The sequence below is a fragment of the Streptomyces sp. NPDC059852 genome, assembly GCF_042731455.1.
Lineage (GTDB): Bacteria > Actinomycetota > Actinomycetes > Streptomycetales > Streptomycetaceae > Streptomyces.
In genome coordinates this window covers 77411-101362 of record NZ_JBHWJK010000002.1, presented here as the reverse complement: position 1 = coordinate 101362, position 23952 = coordinate 77411, and the positions used below count along the sequence as shown (strand labels likewise).

Sequence of the window (23952 nt, the reverse complement as noted above, 5' to 3'; positions counted from 1 at the left end):
CCATCCCCCCCTCGTTTCGGGCTACGCCGGCCGGCTTTCGCGGGGGGGGCTGCGGCGCCCCCGGATGCGCGCGTAGTGGTGGGGGGGCCCGCCCGGGGGGGGGGGGGGCCCCACCGACGTTCCAGCACACCTCCTAGAACGGCTGGGGCGCGAGCCGCTCCGGGCCGGCGTGCGGCTCCGAGCGGAGCTTGTCGCGCAGCCTCTGCTCCTTGTGCGACAACGGCCCCGGCGCCACGGGAGGCGGTACCCCGTGCACCGTCGCCCCCGGCGGCACCGGCGGTTCGTACCGGGTGGGCGCGGTCCGCAGCGTCAGCGCGGTCGTGCCGATCAGCGCCACGGTGAACGCGATCGCGGCCCGCGTCCAGAAGCGCGCCCGGCGTTCGCTCCCCTCGCGGACGGCCGGGGCGGCGGCGGCCCGCAGACGTTCCGCCGAGGCCAGTTCGGCCAGCCGGCGATGGAGGTCGTCCGGGTCGGACAGGGTGGGCATCCGGGTGGCGACGGCGGCCCGGGCGTGCAGGATGCGGTTGGCGGCGGCCGGGGTGGTCGCCTCGGTCTCGGCCGCCGTCTCGGGCAGGTCGAGACCGACACCGTCGTACAGGAGCAGGGTGCGGCGCTGCGACGGGGTGAGGTCGAGCAGGACGTCGAGCAGGAGCCGGTCGGCGGTGTCGGCCGGCGGGGGCTCGGGATGCCGGTAGCGGGGGCGGAACCGGTGCCAGGGCGACAGGGCGAAGTCGTACGCCGTCGCCCGCACCCAGCCCGCCGGGTCGGGGTCCCGGGCGACCTCGGGCCAGCGCTGCCAGGCGATCTCGAAGGCCCGCTCGACGGACTCCCGCGCCAGCTCCCGCCGCCCGGTGAGCAGATAGGTCTGCCGTACGAGGGCGGGGGCGCAGAAGGCGTAGAGGGCGTCGAACGCCTGGGCGGGGGTGAGGGGTCGGCCGGGGTGCGGGCCGGTGGGGTCGGCCGCCGCGTCCCCGACGAGACCGTCCCCCTCGGCCCCGGTCTCCGAGTGACGTTCCGTCATGTCGCGATCGCCTGATTGTTCCTGATCCTCCCTCCGCTCCTCGAGGGACCTCAGCAGATCCAGGTACGCCTCGCCCTCCCGGCCCGACGGAGCCGCGCGGCCGGTCTCCCACGCGCGCACCGTCCGACGGGTGACGCCGACCCGTTCCGCGACCTGAGCCTGCGTCAAGGACCCGGCCTCGCGCAGACGTCGGCGCTCCGTGGGCGGGGGAATCGGCGTTGCCGGGCTCTGCGTCACAGTGCACCCCTCCGTGTGAAAAAGTACATAAACGTATATTGGGCGACACTTCGGAGGTTCGCCTGTTGCGAGGGTTGAGCGCGTGTCGTTGGGAGCATGGCGGCGTGATCGAGATGACCGCTCGCCGAACGCCCCTGTCGTCCCTGCTCACACGGTTGCGTCACCGCACGCCGGGGCTGAGCGCCAGCCTTCTCAACGGTGCGGTCGCCGCGGCGCTCGGGCTCGGGGCCCTCGTGGTCCTGGTGATGGTGCTCTGGGTGGTCTCGCCCTATCCGGACAGCGGGCCCGGTGGCGCTCTGCGGATCGCCGCCGTGCTGTGGCTGCTGGGGCACGGCGCCGAACTGGTCCGCGCCGGCACCCTCTCGGGGGCCTCCGTGCCGGTCGGGGTCACCCCGCTGCTGCTGTTCGTGCTGCCGGTCTGCCTGGTGCACCGGGCGGCCCGGGACGCGGCGGCGGACGGCGGGGACGGCGCCCCGCCCGTGCCCGGGCCCACGGCCTGGGCGGGTGTGGTGCTCGGGTACCTCGGCGTGGCGACGGCGGCGGCGCTGTACGCGGCCGGCGGCGTCCTGAAGCCGTCCTGGCCGTCGGCCGTGCTGTGCGTGCCCCTCGTCGTGATGGTGGTCGCCGGGGTGGGCGTGTGGACGGCGTGCGAGCGCCGTCCCGAGGCGGCGCACGGGTTGCTCGGCGCGCTGCCCGGCCGTGCGCGGCGGCTCGCGCAGGGACCGGACGCGCCGGCCCGGCTCGCGGCGGCGGCCCGCGCGGCCGGAGCGGGCGCGGCGGCGCTCGTCGGGGGCGGGGCGCTGCTGGTGGCCGTGTCCCTGGTGTGGCACGGCGTGGACGCCCGGCAGACCTTCACCGGACTGACCCAGGGCTGGTCGGGCCGGATCGGCGTCCTGCTGCTGTGCGCCTCCCTGGTCCCGAACGCGGCAGTGTGGGCGGCGTCCTACGCCCTCGGCCCCGGCTTCGTGCTCGGCGCCGGGCATGTGGTGGCCCCGCTGACCTCGGCACCGCCACCGCCCCTGCCGCCCTTCCCGCTGCTCGACGCCGTGCCGTCGACCGGCATCGTCGGACCGCTGCAATGGGCGGTGGCGGCGGTCCCGGTCGTGGCCGGTGTGGTCCTGGGCCGGGGCGCGGCCCGGTGGGGCTCCGGTGCCGACCCCGGCGCACCGGGTGACACGGCCACCGGGACGGGCCGGACCCGGGGCGGACGGGCGCACTCCGGGCCACAGACGTGGAGCGGGAGGAACGCGCCGTCCCCGGCCCGGCCGCCGGCCACGCCGACCTGGTCGCCGCTGCGGACAGCCGCGGCCGCCCTGCTGGCCTCCGTCATCTGCGCTTGTCTGGTCGCCGTGCTGGCCGGGCTGTCGGGCGGACCGCTCGGCCGGGGTGCCCTGGCGGAGTTCGGGCCGGTGTGGTGGCAGGCGGGCGCGGCGACGCTGGTGTGGGTCGCGGTTGTGGGCGTCCCGGTGGCCGTGGTTGTCCGCGGCTGGCGGTGCCTGGCGCACGCCACCCGGAGGGACGCGGAGCCACGGGTCAAGGCGATCGGTCCGCCCCGCGCGGCGGACCCGTCGACCAGCGCCCGGAAGAAGGTTGCGGCGGGTGGGCGCAAGGGCCCGTTCACGGCCTTGGCGAAGGACCAGCCCGTACCGCAGCAGAACGACGGCCGGCCCGGCGGCTCGGCCGCGGCCGCCCGGTACGACGGGGACGACGCCTACGAAGCGGCGGAGGAGGTGCCGTACGGGGCGTACGACCACGACACGACCTTCGAGCCGGACGGCTTCGAGTCCACCGCCGCCACCCCGAAGGAACCGGACCCGAAGGAACCGGACCCGAAGGCCCCGGACACGGCATCGACCCCCGACGACGGTTCGACGAACACTCAGGACGTCCCGCAGGCGCCCCCGACCCCTGACGCCCGGCCGGCAGACGCCCGGCCAGCAGACGCCCGGCCGACAGACGTCCGACCGACCGACGCCAACCCCGCCGACGCCGAACCCGCATCCGAAGCCACAAGCGAACCCGAACCCGAACCCGACACCACCACCCCCGAGAGGCCCCCCGGCCCCCCGCACCCGGGCGCCGCCGCCTCCTGACGGGACCGCGGACCGCCCGGACGGGTCACTCGGTGCTGCCGAGCACCCCGCGCAGCTCCTCCGGGAGCAGTTGCTTGCAGGACTGCTCTGCCTCGCTGGTGAGCGCGTCGCTGCGGCAGGTGTAGTAGTCGCTGTAGACCATCTGCGCCGTGAACCCGGCGGCGACCACCGCGAGCGCGAGGGACGCCGTGACCAGGCCGCTGACCGCGGCGGTCGTCTGGGGGCGGCCGCCGGTCCGCGCCGGGGCCGGGCTGTCCGGGTCCGGGGTGCGCGGCTTGGCGCGCAGGCTGCTGATCCCCCAGTACAGGGAGAGCGCGCCCAGGAGCAGGGCCACGTAGGGCCAGCTGAACAGGGAGAAGAAGAAGGCCCACATACCGGAGAGCAGCGCGTAGCGGGCGCGGCGCTGCGCGGGGTCCGTCGGGTCCCAGCGCATGTTCGAGCCGGGGGAGCCGCCCTGGCCGGGGCCTTCGGGGCCGCCGCGGGGCCGCTCGCCGAAGCCGCCGCCGGACGAGCGGCCGGGCTGGCGGTCGCTCCACTGGCTGCCCCACGGGGGCTCGCCGCCGTCGCCCCGGCCCTGCGCGTCGTCATCGTTCCCGCCCGAGGGGTGGCGGGGCTGCCAGGGCTGGTCCGGGGTGCCCTCGGGGGGCGGTGCGAAGGGGTTGTCGTCCTGCTTCCGGCCGTCGCCCCGCTCGTCGCCGCCCTGTCCGCCGGAGGGCGCGTCGGGCGGTGAGGAGGGGCGCTCCCGCAGCAGCACGCCGCTGTGCACCCCTCCCTGCACCGGATGCGAGGAGAGCGTGTGGAGTCGCAGGCTGCGGTCCGGCATCAAATCGAGCGTCTTCCCTGTGGTCGGCTGGACGGGACGGTGGTCTGGAGCTGTGCGGGCTGTGCCGCCCGGGCTGTGGGGCCGTCCGGGCTGTCTGAGCTGTCACTTCCTCAACGCACCGGGCATCGCGCGCGTTCCCGGGCCGCCCCCGGCACAGACGCTACCTCCCGGCCCGGCCCCCGTCCCATGGGGGCCGCACCGGGGTGCCGGTATCGTTGCTGGCGGTCGGCTGCTTCGTAGACTTCCCCGTATCCCGGGGCGCGACGCATTCGTATGAACGCACAAGCGGTGCTCGTCGTGCCGCCGGCCGCGAAGAACGCACCCCCGAGAAAGGGCTCATCGTGGCCGCCAAGCCCGTGGCCAAGCGCCTCGTCGTGCTGGTCTCCGGATCCGGCACCAACCTCCAGGCGCTGCTCGACGAGATCGCCGCCGTCGGATCCGATGCGTACGGCGCCGAGATCGTGGCCGTGGGCGCCGACCGCGAGGGCATCGAGGGGCTCGCCCGGGCCGAGCGCGCCGGGCTGCCGACCTTCGTCCGCAAGGTGAAGGACCACGCCACCCGCGAGGAGTGGGACGCCGCGCTCGCCGAGGCCGTCGCCGCGTACGAGCCCGACCTCGTGGTCTCCGCCGGTTTCATGAAGATCGTGGGCAAGGAGTTCCTGGCGCGCTTCGGCGGCCGGTTCATCAACACCCACCCCGCCCTGCTGCCCAGTTTTCCCGGCGCCCACGGCGTCCGTGACGCCCTCGCGTACGGAGCCAGGGTCACCGGCTGCACCGTCCACTTCGTCGACGACGGCGTCGACACCGGGCCGATCATCGCTCAGGGCGTGGTCGAGATCCGGGACGAGGACGACGAGAGCGCTCTGCACGAGCGCATCAAGGAAGTCGAGCGAAGGCTGCTCGTCGAGGTCGTGGGGCGGATCGCCCGCAACGGCTATCGCATTGAGGGACGAAAGGTAGTTATCCAGTGACCGCCGAGAGCAACAAGCGGGCCATCCGACGGGCGCTCGTCAGCGTCTACGACAAGACCGGTCTGGAAGACCTCGCGCGCGGCCTGCACGAGGCGGGTGTCGAGCTCGTCTCCACCGGCTCCACGGCCGCGAAGATCGCCGCGGCCGGGGTCCCCGTGACCAAGGTCGAGGAGCTCACCGGCTTCCCCGAGTGCCTGGACGGCCGGGTGAAGACACTGCACCCGCGCGTGCACGCCGGCATCCTGGCCGACCTGCGTCTGGACAGCCACCGCGAGCAGCTGGCCGAGCTGGGCGTCGAGCCGTTCGACCTGGTCGTCGTCAACCTCTACCCGTTCCGCGAGACCGTGGCGTCCGGGGCGTCGCCCGACGAGTGCGTCGAGCAGATCGACATCGGCGGCCCGTCGATGGTGCGCGCGGCCGCCAAGAACCACCCGTCGGTCGCCGTCGTCACCAGCCCCGACCGGTACGCCGACGTCCTCGGCGCCGTCCGCGGCGGCGGCTTCGACCTCCCCACGCGCAAGCGGCTCGCGGCCGAGGCGTTCCAGCACACGGCGGCCTACGACGTGGCCGTGGCGAGCTGGTTCGCGTCCTCCTACGCCCCCGTGGACGAGTCGCAGTTCCCCGACTTCCTCGGCGCCACCTGGGAGCGGGAGAACACCCTCCGCTACGGCGAGAACCCGCACCAGCCGGCCGCGCTGTACGTCGACGGCACGGGCGCCGGCCTGGCCAAGGCCGAGCAGCTGCACGGCAAGGAGATGTCGTACAACAACTACACCGACACGGACGCCGCGCGCCGTGCCGCGTACGACCACGCCGAGCCCTGCGTCGCGATCATCAAGCACGCCAACCCGTGCGGCATCGCGATCGGCGCGGACGTCGCCGAGGCGCACCGCAAGGCGCACGCCTGCGACCCGCTGTCGGCGTTCGGCGGTGTGATCGCCGTGAACCGGCCGGTCAGCAAGGAGATGGCCGAGCAGGTCGCCGAGATCTTCACCGAGGTCATCGTCGCGCCCGGCTACGAGGACGGCGCCCTCGAGGCCCTCGCCAAGAAGAAGAACATCCGCGTGCTGCGCTGCCCCGAGCGCCCCGGCAACCCGGTCGAGGTCAAGCCCATCGACGGCGGTGCCCTCCTCCAGGTCACCGACCGCCTGCAGGCCGAGGGCGACGACACGGCGCACTGGACCCTGGCGACGGGCGAGGCGCTCTCCGCCGAGGAGCTGGCCGAGCTCGCGTTCGCCTGGAAGGCGTGCCGGGCCGTGAAGTCCAACGCCATCCTGCTCGCCAAGGACGGCGCCTCGGTCGGCGTCGGCATGGGCCAGGTCAACCGGGTCGACTCCGCGAAGCTGGCGGTGGAGCGGGCCGGTGCCGAGCGCGCCCAGGGCTCGTACGCCGCGTCCGACGCGTTCTTCCCCTTCCCGGACGGCCTGGAGATCCTGATCGAGGCCGGCGTGAAGGCCGTGGTCCAGCCCGGCGGTTCGGTCCGTGACGAGCTGGTCGTGGAGGCCGCGAAGAAGGCGGGCGTCACGATGTACTTCACCGGGACGCGGCACTTCTTCCACTGAGCCGCAGGACCGCAGGGGCCCGCCGTCGCCGGACGGCGGGCCCCCGCGTCATCCCGGACCGCTCACGGCCCTACCGGCCGACCTCGTACCGCCCGACCTCGAGGAAGTACCGCAGCTCCTCCGGCGTGCCGTCCATGACGTCCTCGGCCGCCGCGCGCAGGGCGGCGCTGATCGTCGGATCGGCGAGGATACGGGCCACGGCGACCCGGTCGTCCTCGGCCTGGGCGAGGCGGTAGCCGGTCTCCAGGAAGGCGCGCAGCGTTTCCGGGGTGCCGTCGTCGAGGACCTTGTTCGCCTCGCGTATGACGGCCTTGTCGCCGTTCTGGAGGGCCTTGTACAGGATGCGGTTGACGGCGACCGCGTCGTCCTCGGCCTGGGCGAGCCGGTACCCGGTCTCCAGGAAGGCGCGCTGGTCCTCGATGGTGCCGTCGAGGGCCTCGTTGGCCTCGCGGATGACGGCCCTGTCGCCGTTCTGGGTGGCGGTGTACAGGATGCGCGCGATGGCCACGCGGACGTCGTCGTCGGACAGGTCGTCGACTCCCGTACCGGTGGGGGACGTCACGGCGACGGTGGCGGCGGGCTGTGCCGCGTCGGCGGCGAAGGCCGGTGCGGACGCGAGGAGCGCCGGGGCGAGAGCGCTTGCTGCGAGGGCCAGGGCGATGCGCTTCGTTCTCACAGGTGAACCTTCCGTACGGGACTTCAGGGACCGCGGCTCGTCGTCGGAGCGCGGCACACCGGACGCGGGAGACCACATGCCTCTCCCCAACCCCGTTGCGCCACAAGCCGCGTGACCATCCTGCCGGGTGCCACTGACAAGATCTGGTCGACAACCGGGCAACGTCCGGCGGGTGTTCATTGCCGACCCGCGCCACGGGGCCTTCGAGCGCACACGACAGCGAGGCCGTGTCCCCGGTGCGGGGAACACGGCCTCGGCTGTGACGAATCGGTCCGGTCCGCCCGGCGGTCCTCCGCGGCGGCCTGGCGGGTCAGTACCGCGGGCGGTTGAACCAGGCGGACGCCTGGCTGTTGACCATCGAGGCCAGGATGATGCCGGCGATGGTGAGCGAGATCAGACCACCGAAGGTGGCGGAGCCGTTGCCACCGCTCGCGATGTTCACGATGCCGCCGAGGATCATCAGCGACGCGTACACGATCGTCGTGACACGGATGCCGCTGCCGCCGTTCTTGAACTTCACGCCCAGGAAGATGGACAGCGCGCCGAGCGCCAGCAGGAGACCCGCCAGCAGGAAGCCCAGACCGGCGAGCGAGTCGGTGGAGTCACCGGAGCCGACGCCGTTGGACAGGTCCTGGGCCGCGCCGACCGCGACACCGGCGATGAGGCCGAACAGGAGCTGGAAGCCGGAGAGGATGAAGAGCAGCACACGGGCCGTCTTCATCAGGCCGGGCATCTCCATGGGCATCATCGGCCCGCCCGGGTAACCGGGGTAGGCCGGCTGGCCCTGCGGGTAGCCGTAGGCGGGCGGCTGCTGGGGAGCGCCCTGCGGGTAGCCGTAACCGGGCTGTCCCTGCGGGGGCTGCGGCGGGTAACCGGGCTGGCCCTGGGGCGGCGGGCCGTAAGGGTTGTTCGGGTCGCCGAAACTCATGGCGGTCTTTCCTCCGTTGTCCGGGTGCGGGGACGCGCGGCACGGTGCGGAGGAGATGTGACTGATGCGGTTCGTCCCCCCGGTACTGCCCGCGGCACTGCCGTCACATCGTTCTTTAGTCTGCTCTTACTTGTCCAGCCGCATTCCCTATGTGTTGTGCAAGTGCAACATCGCTGATCATGGACGCATACGCCCGGAGATGTGCCGGCGGCCCGCCCGGGACCCGGATTGGAAGAGTGGGGGCGTCATCAAGGAGGATGGGGGCATGACCGCCCAGATTCTCGATGGCAAGGCCACCGCAGCCGCGATCAAGTCCGACCTGACCGCCCGCGTGGCGGCGCTGAAGGAGAAGGGCGTCACGCCCGGCCTCGGCACGATCCTGGTCGGGGACGACCCCGGCAGCCAGAAGTACGTCGCCGGCAAGCACCGCGACTGCGCGCAGGTCGGCATCGCCTCCATCCAGCGCGAACTGCCCGCCACCGCCACGCAGGAGGAGATCGAGGCAGTCGTCCGCGAACTCAACGAGGACCCGGCCTGCACCGGCTACATCGTGCAGCTCCCGCTGCCCAGGGGCATCGACGAGAACCGCATCCTGGAGCTGATGGACCCGGACAAGGACGCCGACGGCCTGCACCCGATGAACCTGGGCCGCCTCGTCCTGAACGAGCCCGCCCCGCTGCCCTGCACCCCCAACGGCGTCCTCACCCTGCTGCGCCGCTACGGCGTGGAGATCAAGGGCGCCGAGGTCGTGGTCGTCGGCCGCGGTGTCACCATCGGCCGCCCGATGCCGCTGCTGCTGACCCGCCGCAGCGAGAACGCGACCGTGACCCAGTGCCACACCGGGACGCGCGACCTGTCGTCGCACCTCAAGCGCGCGGACATCATCGTCGCCGCCGCGGGCTCCGCCCATCTGATCCGCCCCGAGGACGTGAAGCCCGGCGCGGCCGTCCTCGACGTCGGTGTCTCGCGCAGCGCCGAGGGCAAGATCGTGGGCGACGTCCACCCCGGTGTCGCCGAGGTGGCCGGCTGGATCTCCCCGAACCCCGGCGGCGTGGGCCCGATGACCCGGGCGCAGCTGCTGGTCAACGTGGTCGAGGCGGCGGAGCGCAGTGTCGGCTGAGCGCGGCGCCGACGGCGCGGACGACATCGAGGTCCGGGATCCGATCAGTGCGCCGGACGCGGACGGCACGCCCCGGCGGACCACCCGGCGCTTCCCCCTGTTCACCCGGGACACGGCCCGCCCGGAGGGCGGTGGCCGGGCGGCGCCCGGTGACGCGCCGGCCCCCGCCCGGCAGTGGCCGATCCTGCTCGTCTGCGGACTGGTCGCCGTGGGCCTGCTCATCACCGCGCTCGACGTGTTCCGGGCCGGCACGCTGCTCATTGGAAGCGCGCTGCTGGTCGGCGCGGTGCTGCGCTGGCTCCTGCCGAGCGTCGGCATGCTCGCCGTGCGCTCCCGCTTCACCGACATGGTGACGTACGGCGTGCTGGGGCTCGCGATCGTGCTGCTGGCGCTGATGGCCCAGCCGAACCCGCTGCTGACGGTCCCGTTCTTCAAGGACGCTTTGCACTTCACGGTCGACAACTGAGACCTCGCGTACGACGGCGGCCCGTCCCCTCCCCCGAAGAGGGACGGGCCGCCGTCGTACGTCAACCCTCGGGCACGGCGGAGTCGCTGTTCAACGCCTGTCCGCGCGCTGTGGCACGGAAGTGACCGTTCCGCTACGCCCCGCGCACCGGGAACCAAGGAACGCCGTCGTGTCGTCACCCGAACGAGTCCGTTCGGAGGTGAGCGATGGGTGCGTGGCAGCCGCTGCCCGAGGGTCTGCCGCCCGAGGTGCGGCACTTCGTGGAGCAGTTACGGCTGCTCAAGGACCGTACGGGCCTCAGTCTGGTCGCGTTGGGCGCGCGCACCGCGTACAGCAAGTCCTCCTGGCAGCGCTATCTCAACGCCACCCAGCCGCCGCCCCGCCAGGCCGTCGTGGCACTGTGCCGGGTCGCCGGGACCGGGGCGGAGGAGGCCGAGCGCTTCGGAGTGCGCTGGGAGCTGGCGGTCAAGGTGTGGCCGAAGCAGCCGACGGCCCCGGGAAGACCGGAGGGCGCCGAGCCCGCGCTCCATGAGAGGCCCGCCACCGAGCAGGACCCCGGCGACGACTACGAGGACGACCCGACCCTCCCGTGGTGGGACGCGCCCCTGCCGGCCCGTCCGTCCCCGTCGAGGCGGCTGCTGACGGCGGCCGTGGTGCTCGCCGCCCTCCTGGCCCTGACCGCGCTGATCGGCGCCCTCGCGTTCGGCTGAGCCGGACGCGAGGGGCCTTCCGTGTCCCCGCGCGCTCTGCGGGGTGAGCGCGCGTGTGTGCGTCCGAAAGCACCGTCTGCGACCTGAGTGATCGTTCATGTGCGATCCGTGTGTCGATGTGTTGACAAAATCGCGCATGTACGAGGAAGTCGTTCGACGGGCGGGCTAGCGTGGTCCACCGGGAACGCCCGGGGCTTCCGAAGGGCCACGAGGGAGTGCAAGGGCTTACTACCAGGGTTGTGTGGGCCGGCCGGGGGAGCCGGTGGAACACTGGACGCGACCAGACGGGCGTGCGACGGTGCATGCCACGGTCCCGATGCTCCCGTGCGCCCCCACCCCGGGAACTGAGATCCTTAGTGGGCGCATCCCTGTGGGTAGCCACACCGGGGACTCGGCAGAGGGCACCACGCGCGGGGGAATCGCGAGTAACACCAGCACCAACCGGGGGAAGAGGGGGGAGCATGCCTCGTTGGAAGGACTTGCCGGATGAGATGGATCCGCAGGTCAGAGAGTTCGCGAGCCAGTTGCGCAGGCTCGTGGACCGCAGTGGTCTGAGCATCGCCGCGCTCGCCGACCGCACCGGCTACAGCAAGACGTCCTGGGAGCGGTATCTGAACGGGCGGCTGCTCGCGCCCAAGGGCGCGATCGTGGCGCTCGCCGAGGTCACCGGGACCAACCCGGTACACCTGACGACGATGTGGGAGCTTGCCGAGCGTGCCTGGAGCCGTTCGGAGATGCGCCACGACATGACCATGGAGGCCATCCGGATCTCCCAGGCCCGCGCGGCACTGAGCGAGTTCGGCCCGCCGCCGGCCGGCGCCAAGGGCGCCACGAAGACGGGCAGGGCCGCCCGCCGGGGCGGGAGCGCCACGGCGACTCCCGGTGTGGCCGGTCCGGCCGGTGTGTCCCCGACGGTGCCGGTCCAGCCGTCCGCTCCCGACGTACCGGACTCCTCGGGCCGTCCGGGCCCGTCGCGGGACGCCGAGTCCTCCGGCGGCAACTCCTGGGGTGTGGCGGGCTATCGGGGCCCCGCGCCGACCGGCGCCGGGCGTGCCCCTGCGGCACCCGGTGGCGCGTCCCCGTACCCGCCCGGCGCTCCGGGGGAGTTCGGCGAGCCACCGCAGGGCCCCCGGGCCGACCGGCGGGCCCCCGCCGCCGGTGCGGGCAAGCGGCGGGTGACGATGTTCCTCGCGGGCGTCGTCGGTGTGCTGGTCGTCATCGGCCTGGCCTTCTACCTCACCTCCAGCGGCAGCGGGAAGAAGGACGACGAGGCCGCCCGGACGCCCTCGCCGAGCGCCACCACCGGCCAGGACCTGCCGGCCGGGGTCAAGTGCAGCGGTGACTCCTGCACCGGCAAGGACGCCGAGGCGATGGGGTGCAGCGGCGACCTGGTGACCACCGCCAAGACCGCGACGGTCGGCACGGCCGTGGTCGAGGTGCGCTACAGCGAGACGTGCGGGGCCGCGTGGGGCCGGGTCACCCAGGCGTCGCAGGGCGCCGAGGTCTCGGTCGAGGTCGGCAAGGCCAAGGAGACCGGCTCGATCACGGCGACCGGTGACACGATCGCCTACACGCCGATGGTGGCGGTGAAGGACGCGGGCGAGGCCGTCGCCTGTGTGACCCTGCCCGCCGGACAGGACGGCTGCACCAAGTAGCGGGGCACCCGGCCCCGCCGGCTTCCCGGCTCCACGAGGATCCGTGAAGAAATCCGGCGGGGCAGGAATGCGGCCCCGATTACTGGGCACGCGAACCGATACCCCCACGGGAGTCCGGCATCGGTACCCCCACCCGGCGGCCGCCAGGTCCCTCTCTCCCGGACCGGTGGCCGCCCCCTTCTCCCTCGTCTCCTCCTCGTCGCGACGGCGGTTCCACGCCATCGCGGTGACGCTGTGGGCCGGGCCACAGGGACCCGGCCGTGCGCGCTCCCGGATGCGCGATAGCCTGACCGGTGGATCTCTCGACGCCAAGAGATCGATCATCCTGACGTCCCGCACCCCGGGGCGGGGACGACCCACCGACAGCTGTCCTACGGAGAACGCCATGACCCGCACTCCCGTGAACGTCACCGTCACCGGCGCGGCCGGCCAGATCGGTTACGCCCTGCTCTTCCGCATCGCCTCCGGCCAGCTGCTCGGCGCGGACGTGCCGGTCAAGCTGCGCCTGCTGGAGATCACCCCGGCGCTCAAGGCCGCCGAGGGCACCGCGATGGAGCTCGACGACTGCGCGTTCCCGCTGCTCCAGGGCATCGACATCACCGACGACCCGAACGTCGCCTTCGACGGCGCCAACGTCGGTCTGCTCGTGGGCGCCCGCCCCCGCACCAAGGGCATGGAGCGCGGTGACCTCCTGGAGGCCAACGGCGGCATCTTCAAGCCGCAGGGCAAGGCCATCAACGACCACGCCGCGGACGACGTCAAGATCCTCGTCGTGGGCAACCCGGCGAACACCAACGCGCTCATCGCGCAGGCCGCCGCCCCGGACGTCCCGGCCGAGCGCTTCACCGCGATGACCCGCCTGGACCACAACCGCGCGCTGACCCAGCTCGCGAAGAAGACGGGCTCGACGGTCGCCGACATCAAGCGGCTCACCATCTGGGGCAACCACTCCGCCACCCAGTACCCGGACATCTTCCACGCCACCATCGCCGGCAAGAACGCCGCCGAGGTCGTCAACGACGAGAAGTGGCTGGCCGAGGACTTCATCCCGACCGTCGCCAAGCGCGGTGCCGCGATCATCGAGGCCCGCGGCGCCTCGTCGGCCGCCTCCGCCGCCAACGCCGCCATCGACCACGTGTACTCCTGGGTCAACGGCACGGCCGAGGGCGACTGGGTCTCCATGGGCATCCCGTCGGACGGCTCCTACGGCGTCCCCGAGGGCCTCATCTCGTCCTTCCCGGTCACCGTGAAGGACGGCGCGTACGAGATCGTCCAGGGCCTGGAGATCAACGAGTTCTCCCGCGCCCGTATCGACGCCTCCGTCAAGGAGCTCGAGGAGGAGCGCGAGGCGGTCCGCGCCCTCGGCCTCATCTGAGCCCTGACCCCGGTTTCGTCCTGAAGCCACGCAGGCCCCGTCCCGGTTCCCTCCGGGGCGGGGCCTGTCGCATGTCGTACCGCTGACCGTTCCTGAGGAAGACACCGCCCACCGGGGGTTTATGTCCGGTTATGGGCGGATCTTCAGTGACCCGGCGCACTTTCGTTCACCGATCGCGCATGTAAGCGAGGGGTGCGGGCAGGTGCACTCGGTCCCGTGAGTGACCCCTGTGTGACGCATGGGTTCGAGACAGGAACGGAAGGCAACACCGATCATGGCGGACAGTACGGAACTGACGGCACGCGGCACCATCCACGTGGGAGGGGAATGGCGCGGCGCCGTCTCCGGCGCGACGCGCGAGATCCTCGACCCCGCGGACGCGACGCCGTTCGCCGTGGTCGCGGAGGGTGACGAACAGGACGTCGACCTCGCGGTGGAGGCCGCCCGGCGCGCCTTCGACGGCGGTCAGGGCGCATGGCCGCGCACCCCGGTCGCCGACCGCGCGGCCCTGCTGCGCCGGGTCGCCGACCTCCTCGTGCGCGACCGCGAGCAGCTCGGCCTGCTGGAGAGCCGCGACGCCGGCAAGACCGTCGAGGAAGGGCGCGTCGACATCGACTGCGTCGCCGACGCCTTCCGCTACTTCGCCGACCTGGTCGCCGCCGAGGCCCCCGGCCGCGTCGTCGACGCCGGTTCCCCCGACATCCACAGCGTCGTCGTGCACGAGCCGGTCGGCGTCTGCGCGCTGATCACCCCGTGGAACTACCCGCTGCTCCAGGCCAGTTGGAAGATCGCCCCGGCGCTCGCCGCCGGCAACACCTTCGTCGTCAAGCCCAGCGAGATCACCCCGCTGACGACGATCGCCCTGATCGACCTCCTCGTCGAGGCGGGCCTGCCCTCCGGTGTCGCCAACATCGTCACCGGCCCCGGCCACTCCGTCGGCGCCCGGCTCTCCGAGCACCCCGACGTCGACCTCGTCTCCTTCACCGGCGGGCTGGCCAGCGGCACCAAGGTGGCGCAGGCCGCCGCGCCCACCGTCAAAAAGGTCGCGCTCGAACTCGGCGGCAAGAACCCCAACGTGGTCTTCGCCGACGCGTGCGCCACCGACGAGGGCTTCGACACCGCCGTCGACCAGGCCCTCAACGCCGCGTTCATCCACAGCGGCCAGGTCTGCTCGGCGGGTTCCCGGCTCATCGTCGAGGAGTCCGTCCGGGACCGCTTCGTGAGCGAACTCGCCCGCCGCGCGCAGAAGATCCGCCTCGGCCGGGGCACCGCCGACGGCGTCGAGTGCGGCCCGCTCGTCTCCGAGCAGCAGCGCGACAAGGTCGAGGCGTACGTCGAGTCCGCGCTCAAGGAGGGCGCCGTGCTGCGCTCCGGCGGCCGGCGTCCCGAGCCGTCCGCGGACCGCCCGGCGAGCGGCTGGTTCTACGAGCCGACCGTCCTCGACCACTGCCACCGCGAGATGCGCGTCGTCCGCGAGGAGGTCTTCGGCCCGGTCCTCACCGTCGAGACCTTCCGCACCGAGGACGAGGCCGTCGCCCTCGCGAACGACACCGAGTACGGTCTCGCCGGCGCCGTGTGGACCGCCGACGCGGGCCGGGCCCGCCGGGTCGCCGGACGGCTGCGCCACGGCACCGTCTGGATCAACGACTTCCACCCCTACCTCCCGCAGGCGGAGTGGGGCGGCTTCGGCAAGAGCGGTGTGGGACGCGAACTCGGCCCCGCCGGGCTCGCCGAGTACCGGGAGACCAAGCACGTCTACCAGAACCTGGCACCGCGGCCGGTCCGCTGGTTCTCCGGCTGACATCACCCTCTCCTCACCGCTCACGACCTCGCGAGATCCCTGGAGTACCCCCCTCATGTCCGAGAACACCCCTGTCTACGACTACGTCGTCGTCGGCGGCGGCACCGCGGGTTCGGTGATCGCCTCCCGGCTCACCGAGAACCCCGACGTCACGGTCGCCGTCATCGAGGGCGGCCCCAGTGACGTCGGCCGCGACGACGTCCTGACGCTGCGCCGCTGGATGGGCCTGCTCGGCGGCGAACTGGACTACGACTACCCGACCACCGAACAGCCGCGCGGCAACAGCCACATCCGGCACAGCCGGGCCCGCGTCCTCGGCGGCTGCTCCTCGCACAACACGCTCATCGCCTTCAAGCCGCTGCCGTCCGACTGGGACGAGTGGGAGGCGGCCGGCGCCGAGGGCTGGGGCGCGGTGCCCATGGAGGCGTACTACGCCCGGCTGAAGAACAACATCGTCCCGGTCGACGAGAAGGACCGGAACGCCATCGCCCGCGACTTCGTCGACGCCGCCCAGGACACGCTCGGCGTGCCGCGCGTCGAGGGCTTCAACAAGGAGCCGTTCACCGAGGGCGTCGGCTTCTTCGACCTCGCCTACCACCCCGAGAACAACAAGCGCTCGTCCGCGTCGGTGGCGTATCTGCACCCCGTGATGGACGAGCGGGAGAACCTCACGATCCTGCTGGAGACGTGGGCGTACAAGCTCGAACTGGACGGCACCCGCGCCGCGGGCGTGCACGTGCGCGGCAAGGACGGCCGGGAGACGCTGATCCGGGCCCGCCGCGAGGTCGTCCTGTGCGCCGGCGCCGTCGACACACCCCGGCTGCTGCTGCACTCCGGCGTCGGCCCGAAGCGGGACCTGACCGAGCTCGGCATCCCGGTCGCCCACGACCTGCCGGGCGTCGGCGAGAACCTGCTCGACCACCCCGAGTCGGTCATCGTCTGGGAGACGAACGGACCCATCCCCGACAACTCCGCCATGGACTCCGACGCGGGCCTGTTCGTGCGGCGCGACCCCGAACACCAGGGCCCCGACCTGATGTTCCACTTCTACCAGATCCCGTTCACGGACAACCCGGAGCGACTGGGCTACGAGCGGCCCGAGTTCGGCGTCTCGATGACCCCGAACATCCCCAAGCCGAAGAGCCGCGGCCGGCTGTACCTGACCAGCGCCGACCCGTCCGTGAAGCCCGCGCTGGACTTCCGGTACTTCACCGACGAGGACGACTACGACGCCCGCACCCTCGTCGACGGCATCCGCGTCGCCCGCGAGATCGCGAAGTCCGAACCCCTCGCGCACTGGCTCAAGCGCGAGGTCTGCCCCGGCCCGGACATCACCGGCGACGAGGAGCTGAGCGAGTACGCGCGCAAGGTCGCGCACACCGTGTACCACCCGGCCGGCACCTGCCGTATGGGCGCCGCCGACGACGAACTGGCCGTCGTGGACCCCGAACTGCGGATCCGCGGCCTCGAAGGCATCCGAATAGCCGATGCCTCCGTCTTTCCGACCATGACCGCCGTGAACCCGATGATCGGGGTGCTCATGGTCGGGGAGAAGGCGGCGGACCTGATGGGAGGTGAGGCGTGATGAGTACGACAGCTCCCCTGACGCCTCGTGACGAGACACCCGAGACCCGCAAGCCCCCGACCGGCGAGCCGGTCTTCTCCGTCGACGGCCTGTGGAAGGTCTTCGGCCCCAAGGCGCGCCGGGTCCCCGCCGACCCGGAGCTCGCCGCGCTCCCGGCCGCCGAGCTGCGGGCGCGCACCGGCTGCACGGCGGCCGTGCGGGACGTCTCCTTCGACGTCCGCAAGGGCGAGGTCTTCGTCGTCATGGGCCTGTCCGGCTCCGGCAAGTCCACGCTCGTGCGCTGTCTGACCCGGCTCATCGAGCCGACCGCCGGGACCATCGCCATCGACGGCGAGGACGTCCGCGCCATGGACCGCGGCCGGCTGCGCGAACTGCGCCGGCACCGCGCCGCCATGGTCTTCCAGCACTTCGGCCTGCTCCCGCACCGCACCGTCCTCGACAACGTGGCGTACGGGCTGGAGATCCAGGGCGTCGGCAAGGCCGCGCGCCGCGAGCGGGCCGGCGAGATCGTGGCCAAGGTCGGCCTGGAGGGCATGGAGCACCGCCGCCCCGGTCAGCTCTCCGGCGGCCAGCGCCAGCGCGTCGGGCTCGCCCGCGCCCTCGCCGTCGACCCCGAGGTGCTGCTCTTCGACGAGCCGTTCAGCGCGCTCGACCCGCTGATCCGGCGGGACATGCAGGAGGAGGTCGTCCGCCTGCACCACGAGGAGGGTCGCACGATGGTCTTCATCACGCACGACCTCAGCGAGGCCCTCAAGCTCGGCGACCGGATCGCCCTGATGCGCGACGGCCGCGTCGTCCAGCTCGGCACCCCCGAGGAGATCGTCGGCTCCCCGGCCGACGACTACGTCCGCGCGTTCGTCCGCGACGTCCCGCGCGAACAGGTCATGACGGTCCGCACCGCCATGCGGGCCGCCTCCGCCGACGAGGCCGGCAGCGGACCGGCCCTCGCGCCCGACGCCACGGTGTCCGAGGCGATCGAGGCCGTGGCCCGCACCGGCTCCCCGGCCCGGGTCGTCGAGGACGGCCGCTGCCTGGGGGTGGTGGACCACGAACGCCTTCTCGGCGTCGTGGCCGGAACGGAGCAGCCCAAGGGGGTGGTCTGATGGCGACCGTCACCGCCGCCGCCCCGCGCCCCGCCGCGCCGGGCCTCCTCGGGCGCCCCGCCGTCCGCAAGCTCGCGGTGCTCGCCGTCGTCGCCGCGATCCTGGTGCCGCTGGCCCACGCCCGCTGGTCCAGCGGCAGCTGGCCGACCGCGCTCACCGTCGACGTCTCCGGGCCGCTGACCGACACCAGCACCTGGATCATCGACAACCGCGACAGCCACCCGCTGTTCCTCTACTTCTTCGGGCACATCAGCAACGCGGTCGTGCTCGCCGTACGCGGTGTGTACCTCGTGCTCCTCGCCGCCGGCTGGGCCGGCGTCACCGCCGCCGCGGCCCTCGTCGCCTGGCGCGTCGCCGGGTGGCGGCTCGCCGCCGGGACCGGCGCCGCGTTCCTCGCCTGCGGGTTCCTCGGCATGTGGGTGCCGACCACGCAGACCCTCGCGCTGATGGTCGTGGCCGTCCTCGCCTCGGTCGTCGTGGGCGCCCTGCTGGGGCTCGCCGCCGGCCTGTCCGACCGGGCGGAGAAGGTCCTGCGCCCCGTCCTGGACACCATGCAGGTGCTGCCCGCCTTCGCGTACCTGCTCCCCGTCGTGCTGGTCTTCGGCATCGGCGTGCCCGCCGCCGTCCTCGCCACCGTCGTCTACGCCGCCCCGCCGATGGCCCGGCTCACCGCCCTCGGGCTGCGCGGCGCCGACAAGGAGGTCCTGGAGGCCGTCGAGTCGCTCGGCGCGACCGCGCGGCAGCGCCTGCTGACCGCCCGGATCCCGCTGGCCCGCAAGGAGCTCCTGCTCGGCCTCAACCAGACGATCATGATGGCGCTGTCGATGGCGGTCATCGCCTCCGTCATCGGTGCGGGCGGCCTCGGTGACCGCGTCTACCAGGCGTTGGCCTCCGTCGACGTCGGTGCCGCGCTCGCCGCCGGCATCCCGATCGTGCTGCTCGCCGTCGTCCTCGACCGCGTCACCGGCGCCGCCGGGGAGACGCTCGGCGAGGAACCGCACCCCCACGGCCGGCGGCTGTGGCTGGTCGCGCTGGCCGGCACCGTGGCCGTGGCCGTCGCCGGACGCCTCGCGGGCCGGCTCGACTGGCCCGACGCCTGGGTCCTGAACATCGCCGAGCCCGTCAACCGCGCCGTCGACTGGATGACCGCGCACCTCTACTCCGGTGTGCCCGTCGTCGGCGGCACCGCCGACTGGGCCGGCCACTTCACCACCTGGGTCCTCGACCCGGTGCGCGACGGCCTGCAAGGACTGCCGTGGTGGGCGGTCCTGCTGATCGTCGCCGCGCTCGCCTGGCTCATCGGCACCTGGCGCACCGCCCTGACCGCCGTCCTCGCCATGGCGGCGATCGGCGTGCTCGGCGTGTGGAAGCCGTCGCTCGACACCCTCTCCCAGGTCCTCGCGGCCGTCGCCGTCACCCTGGTCATCGGCTTCGCGACCGGTGTCGCCGCCGCCCGCAGCGACCGCCTCGAACGCCTGCTGCGGCCCGTCCTGGACGTCTTCCAGACGATGCCGCAGTTCGTGTACCTCATCCCGGTCGTCGCCCTGTTCGGCGTGGGCCGCGCCCCCGCCGTCGCCGCGGCCGTCGTCTACGCGCTCCCCGCCGTCGTCCGCATCACCACGCAGGGCCTGCGCCAGGTCGACCCGGCCGCCCTGGAGTCGGCGCGCTCGCTCGGCGCGACCCCGGGCCAGCAGCTCCGCCAGATCCAGCTCCCGCTCGCCCGCTCCGCGCTGCTGCTCGCCGTCAACCAGGGTGTCGTCCTGGTCCTCGCCGTCGTCATCATCGGCGGCCTGGTCGGCGGTGGCGCGCTCGGCTACGACGTCGTCTTCGGCCTCGCGCAGGGCGACCTGGCGACGGGCCTGGTGGCCGGCGCCGCCATCGTCTGCCTCGGCCTGATGCTCGACCGGGTGACCCAGCCGACCGAACGCCGCGCGAGGAAGGGAGCCTGACATGCGACCGCGCATCCGTACGACTGCCGCCGTGGCGGTGGCGTCCTCGCTGGCGCTGCTCACCGGCTGCGGCGCCGCCGACATGACCAAGCAGGCCTCGCCGTTCGCCAACGCCGAGGGCGCCCGGACGGTCACCCTGTCCGTGCAGTCCTGGGTGGGCGCCCAGGCCAACGTGGCCGTCGCCCAGTACCTGCTGGAGCACGAGCTCGGCTACCGCGTCGACACCGTGCAGATCGACGAGGTGCCCGCCTGGGACGCGCTCAGCCAGGGCCGGGTCGACGCCCTCCTGGAGGACTGGGGGCACCCGGACGAGGAACAGCGGTACGTCGAGGACAAGAAGACGATCGTGAACGCCGGCGACCTCGGCGTCACCGGGCACATCGGCTGGTACGTCCCGACGTACTTCGCGAAGGCCCACCCGGACGTCACCGACTGGAAGAACCTCGACAAGTACGCCGACCAGCTCCGTACGGCGGAGAGCGGCGGCAAGGGCCAGCTGATGGACGGCTCGCCGTCCTACGTCACCAACGACAAGGCGCTGGTGAAGAACCTCGACCTGGACTACCAGGTGGTGTTCGCCGGCTCCGAGGCGGCGCAGATCACCCAGATCAAGCAGTTCGCCAAGGAGAAGAAGCCCTTCCTGACGTACTGGTACGAGCCGCAGTGGCTGTTCGAGAAGGTCCCGATGACCGAGGTGAAGCTGCCCGCCTACAAGGAGGGCTGCGACGCCGACCCGGAGAAGGTCGCCTGCGCCTACCCGCACACCCCGCTCCAGAAGTACCTCAACGCGGACTTCGCCAGGAGCGGCGGTGACGCGGCGGCCCTGCTGAAGAACTTCAAGTGGACCACCGAGGACCAGAACGAGGTCTCCCTGCTGATCGCCGAGCAGAAGCTGTCCCCCGAGGAGGCGGCGAAGAAGTGGGTGGACCGCCACGAGTCCGACTGGAGGAAGTGGCTGCCCTGACCCGCCCACGGACGTCCCATCTGCCGAAGCCCGACCCGGCCCGCCGTCGAGTGGACCGGGTCGGACTCGGCTTTGACGGCAGGCCGTGCGAAACTCCCCGGACGTCATGAACATGTTGTGAATTAGGGATGGGGAAGCTGTGCGTCGAATATGGGGGGTCGTGGTGCCGGCGACAGCCGCTGTGCTGCTCGTCGGATGCGGCAATGGGGAGACCGGCCAGGGCGGACGGGCCGAGGCGACGCCGAAGCGGACGGACGCAAGCGCCACGCCCGGCGCGAAACCGGCCGGGGCGCCGGTCAGCAACGCCGCGGTCCGCGCCGACATCACCGCCGGCATGCGGGCCGCGGGCTTCCCGGAACCGAGGTTCCCGTCCGCCCCGGGGGACGGTGCCGACGCCGTCTGCGTGGTCACCACCCAGACGCCCACCGACATCGTCCCGAGCCGCAAGGACGTCGGGTTGCTGGCCGCCGAGCTGAAGCGTCAGGGATGGGCCCAGAAGATCTTCATGTCCGAGGACGGGCTGACCGGGATGTCGATGAGCAAGGGGAAATGGACGCTGCAACTTACGGGCGGGAAAATCTCGAAGGAGAAGCTCGCCCAGCAGTTGCCGCCCGAGCAGCGGGCGCGCGCCCGGGCCCTGACAGGCGTCTACGGCATTGCGGTCGACCACGCCTGCACGAACCGCCTGTACGCGAAGGAGCGTGAGCAGCGCGACGCCGGCTGAGCGCCTGGCCCGGCGGGTCGAGTCCTACGCGTGCTGGCCCGGCTGGTAGTGGCCCGGCGTCAGGCGGCAGGTCACGCCGAAGCGGTTCCAGGCGTTGATCACCGTGATCGCGGCGATCAGCTGGGACAGCTGCGCCTCCTCGAAGTGCGCGGCGGCCCGCTCGAACACCTCGTCCGGCACGAATCCGTCCGTGAGGACCGTGACGGCCTCCGTCAGCTCCAGCGCCGCGCACTCCTTCTCCGTGTAGAAGTGCCGGGACTCCTCCCAGGCGGCGAGCTGCACGATCCGCTCGACGCTCTCGCCGGCCGCGAGGGCGTCCTTGGAGTGCATGTCGAGGCAGTAGGCGCAGTGGTTGAGCTGGGAGGCGCGGACCTTCACCAGTTCGAGCAGCCGGGCGTCGAGGCCCTTCCGGGCAGCGGCGTCCAGGCGGACCATCGCCTTGTAGACCTCGGGGGAGTGCCGGACCCACTCCAGACGGGCGGGGTGCTCGGCGGCGTAGGACTCGGGGGCGGTGGCCGTGGGGGCCGCGGTGTTCGTCGTGGTCGTCATGCCTCGACCCTAGGAGCGAGGCAGCCCAGGAGTATGGTCCATTCCCATGGCGGAACGCTGGGCCACTTTCGGCATCGACCTGCACCTCGACCCCGCGGGACCCGGGCTGCGCCGGGGCCTCACCGACGCCCTGCGCGACGCCGTCCGCACCGGCCGGCTCGCGCCCGGCACCCGGCTGCCGTCCTCCCGCTCCCTCGCCGGGGACCTCGGCATCGCCCGCAACACCGTCGCCGACGCCTACGCCGACCTGGTCGCCGAGGGCTGGCTCACCGCACGGCAGGGGTCGGGCACCCGGGTCGCCGACCGCCCCGTGATCCCACCGCCCGGCACCCCCGTCCCACCCCGCCCGGAGAGCCCCCGCCCCGCCCACGACCTGGTCCCGGGCACCCCCGACCTCGCCGCGTTCCCCCGCACGGAGTGGATGCGGGCCGCCCGCCGGGCCTTCCTCGCCGCACCCCACCAGGCCCTCGGCTACGGCGATCCACGCGGCCGTCCGGAACTGCGCAGCGCGCTCGCCGGCTACCTCGCCCGCGCCCGGGGCGTGCGCGCCAACGCCGAGCACATCGTGGTGTGCTCCGGGTTCCTGCACGGCCTGCGCCTGCTCGGCCGGGTGCTGCGGGCACGCGGCGTGCGCACGGTCGCCGTGGAGTCCTACGGCCTCGCCCCGCACCGGCGGCAGCTGACGGCGGCCGGCCTGGCCGTCCCGGCCCTGCCCTTCGACGCACGCGGCACCGACCCGGCGGGGGTGCCCGACGACGCCGGAGCCGTCCTGCTCACCCCCGCCCACCAGTTCCCCATGGGCGTGCCCCTGCACCAGAGCCGCCGCACCCCGGTCGTGGAGTGGGCGCGCCGCACCGGCGGACTGGTCCTGGAGGACGACTACGACGGCGAGTTCCGCTACGACCGCCAGGCCGTCGGCGCCCTCCAGGGCCTGGACCCCGGCCGTGTCGTCTACCTGGGCACCGCCAGCAAGTCCCTCGCCCCCGGCCTGCGCCTGGCCTGGATGGTGCTGCCGCCCGCGCTGGTCGAGGAGGTGACCGAGGCCAAGGGCGGCTCCGACACCTGCGGGGTGCTCGACCAGCTCACCCTGGCGGAGTTCCTCACCTCCGGTGCCTACGACCGACAGGTCCGCGCGTCCCGCCTGCGCTACCGGCGCCGCAGGGACGCCCTGGTGCGGGCCCTCGCCGTCCACGCCCCGCACATCCCCGTCACCGGCATCGCCGCCGGCCTGCACGCCGTCCTGCGCCTCCCGCCCGGCACCGAGGGCACCGTCGTCCAGGCGGCCGCCTGGCAGAACCTGGCCCTGCACGGCCTGGGCTTCTACCGCCACGAACAGGCCCTGGCCGACCCGTTGGACGCCCTGGTGGTGGGCTACGGCACCCCACCGGACCACGCGTGGGCGGGCACCCTGGAGGCCCTCTGCCGGGTCCTGCCCTGAACCACCACGGCCCCCGCGCCCCACTCGGCACGGCTCAGCCGCACCCGCGGCAGCCGGGCCGCGACCACCGCCGTGACCGCGAGACGCGACGCGAGGACGGCGCTCACCGCGTAGACATCCCCAACGGCGCGAAGCGAGCGGAGAGGAGGAGAGGAAACCCAGCCCCGCGACGACCGCGCGCCCACCACATCCCTAGGCTGTC

General features: G+C 73.0%; 20 protein-coding genes. 15 read left to right on the top strand and 5 right to left on the bottom strand.

The annotated features are described in order from the left end of the window. Positions 1–133 precede the first annotated feature (133 nt). A complete protein-coding gene (locus ACFV46_RS02790; RefSeq protein WP_385496807.1) occupies positions 134–1258 on the bottom strand; it encodes a helix-turn-helix domain-containing protein in 1125 nt (374 codons plus the stop codon). 113 nt (positions 1259–1371) lie between these two features. Between ACFV46_RS02790 and ACFV46_RS02785 the strand changes: the two genes are divergently transcribed. Continuing rightward, positions 1372–3351: a DUF6350 family protein gene (locus ACFV46_RS02785; protein ID WP_385496973.1), complete on the top strand. Its 1980-nt coding sequence runs from the start codon at positions 1372–1374 to the stop codon at positions 3349–3351. A gap of 25 nt (positions 3352–3376) precedes the next feature. Here ACFV46_RS02785 and ACFV46_RS02780 read toward each other — a convergent pair whose 3' ends face one another. Then, positions 3377–4174: a hypothetical protein gene (locus tag ACFV46_RS02780; RefSeq protein WP_385496806.1), complete on the bottom strand. Its 798-nt coding sequence runs from the start codon at positions 4172–4174 to the stop codon at positions 3377–3379. A 341-nt stretch (positions 4175–4515) separates the two neighbouring features. Here ACFV46_RS02780 and purN point away from each other — a divergent pair, with 341 nt between their 5' ends. Together purN and purH are read left to right on the top strand one after the other, a co-directional pair. Beyond that, positions 4516–5145 (top strand): phosphoribosylglycinamide formyltransferase, encoded by a 630-nt coding sequence (gene purN, locus ACFV46_RS02775; RefSeq protein ID WP_361926816.1) that lies wholly within the window; start codon positions 4516–4518, stop codon positions 5143–5145. Further along, a complete protein-coding gene (gene purH, locus ACFV46_RS02770; RefSeq protein WP_385496805.1) occupies positions 5142–6707 on the top strand; it encodes a bifunctional phosphoribosylaminoimidazolecarboxamide formyltransferase/IMP cyclohydrolase in 1566 nt (521 codons plus the stop codon). The genes purN and purH overlap by 4 nt, the downstream gene beginning before the upstream one ends. 70 nt (positions 6708–6777) lie before the next feature. Here purH and ACFV46_RS02765 read toward each other — a convergent pair whose 3' ends face one another. After that, on the bottom strand, positions 6778–7383 hold the full coding sequence (locus ACFV46_RS02765; RefSeq protein ID WP_376729487.1) for an ALF repeat-containing protein: 606 nt from the start codon (positions 7381–7383) through the stop codon (positions 6778–6780). Positions 7384–7693: 310 nt separating this feature from the next. Continuing rightward, a complete protein-coding gene (locus ACFV46_RS02760) occupies positions 7694–8311 on the bottom strand; it encodes a hypothetical protein (protein WP_376729488.1) in 618 nt (205 codons plus the stop codon). Between the two features lie 265 nt (positions 8312–8576). Between ACFV46_RS02760 and ACFV46_RS02755 the strand changes: the two genes are divergently transcribed. From ACFV46_RS02755 to ACFV46_RS02705, 11 genes are all read left to right on the top strand, one after another. Continuing rightward, positions 8577–9431: a bifunctional methylenetetrahydrofolate dehydrogenase/methenyltetrahydrofolate cyclohydrolase gene (locus ACFV46_RS02755; RefSeq protein ID WP_361926805.1), complete on the top strand. Its 855-nt coding sequence runs from the start codon at positions 8577–8579 to the stop codon at positions 9429–9431. Beyond that, positions 9421–9897 (top strand): DUF3017 domain-containing protein, encoded by a 477-nt coding sequence (locus ACFV46_RS02750; RefSeq protein WP_361926802.1) that lies wholly within the window; start codon positions 9421–9423, stop codon positions 9895–9897. The genes ACFV46_RS02755 and ACFV46_RS02750 overlap by 11 nt, the downstream gene beginning before the upstream one ends. 206 nt (positions 9898–10103) lie before the next feature. Beyond that, entirely contained in the window at positions 10104–10607 is a 504-nt protein-coding gene (locus ACFV46_RS02745) for a helix-turn-helix domain-containing protein (protein WP_376729489.1), read from the top strand. 461 nt (positions 10608–11068) lie between these two features. Continuing rightward, on the top strand, positions 11069–12262 hold the full coding sequence (locus ACFV46_RS02740; protein WP_385496804.1) for a DUF2690 domain-containing protein: 1194 nt from the start codon (positions 11069–11071) through the stop codon (positions 12260–12262). A 385-nt stretch (positions 12263–12647) separates the two neighbouring features. After that, positions 12648–13637: a malate dehydrogenase gene (locus tag ACFV46_RS02735; RefSeq protein WP_361926796.1), complete on the top strand. Its 990-nt coding sequence runs from the start codon at positions 12648–12650 to the stop codon at positions 13635–13637. Between the two features lie 274 nt (positions 13638–13911). Beyond that, entirely contained in the window at positions 13912–15438 is a 1527-nt protein-coding gene (locus tag ACFV46_RS02730; RefSeq protein WP_361926793.1) for an aldehyde dehydrogenase family protein, read from the top strand. A gap of 55 nt (positions 15439–15493) precedes the next feature. Further along, positions 15494–17023, top strand: a complete 1530-nt coding sequence (locus tag ACFV46_RS02725) for a GMC oxidoreductase (RefSeq protein WP_361926791.1) — start codon at positions 15494–15496, stop codon at positions 17021–17023. Beyond that, the gene (locus ACFV46_RS02720; protein ID WP_385496802.1) at positions 17023–18126 is read left to right on the top strand and encodes a glycine betaine/L-proline ABC transporter ATP-binding protein; all 1104 of its coding nucleotides are present in this window, start codon (positions 17023–17025) and stop codon (positions 18124–18126) included. The genes ACFV46_RS02725 and ACFV46_RS02720 overlap by 1 nt, the downstream gene beginning before the upstream one ends. Continuing rightward, the gene (locus tag ACFV46_RS02715; protein ID WP_385496801.1) at positions 18126–20075 is read left to right on the top strand and encodes an ABC transporter permease; all 1950 of its coding nucleotides are present in this window, start codon (positions 18126–18128) and stop codon (positions 20073–20075) included. Before ACFV46_RS02720 ends, ACFV46_RS02715 begins: the two co-directional genes overlap by 1 nt. Position 20076: 1 nt before the next feature. Beyond that, positions 20077–21039 carry an ABC transporter substrate-binding protein gene (locus tag ACFV46_RS02710; RefSeq protein WP_385496800.1) on the top strand — a complete coding sequence of 321 codons (963 nt, stop codon included), beginning with the start codon at positions 20077–20079 and terminating at the stop codon, positions 21037–21039. Positions 21040–21202: 163 nt separating this feature from the next. Beyond that, positions 21203–21763 (top strand): hypothetical protein, encoded by a 561-nt coding sequence (locus ACFV46_RS02705; protein ID WP_385496799.1) that lies wholly within the window; start codon positions 21203–21205, stop codon positions 21761–21763. 24 nt (positions 21764–21787) lie between these two features. Here the strand turns inward: ACFV46_RS02705 and ACFV46_RS02700 are convergent, their stop codons facing one another. Beyond that, the gene (locus tag ACFV46_RS02700; RefSeq protein WP_385496798.1) at positions 21788–22312 is read right to left on the bottom strand and encodes a carboxymuconolactone decarboxylase family protein; all 525 of its coding nucleotides are present in this window, start codon (positions 22310–22312) and stop codon (positions 21788–21790) included. 46 nt (positions 22313–22358) lie between these two features. Here ACFV46_RS02700 and ACFV46_RS02695 point away from each other — a divergent pair, with 46 nt between their 5' ends. Continuing rightward, positions 22359–23750, top strand: coding sequence for a PLP-dependent aminotransferase family protein (locus tag ACFV46_RS02695; protein WP_385496797.1), 1392 nt, complete (start codon positions 22359–22361; stop codon positions 23748–23750). The last annotated feature ends 202 nt before the right edge of the window (positions 23751–23952 follow it).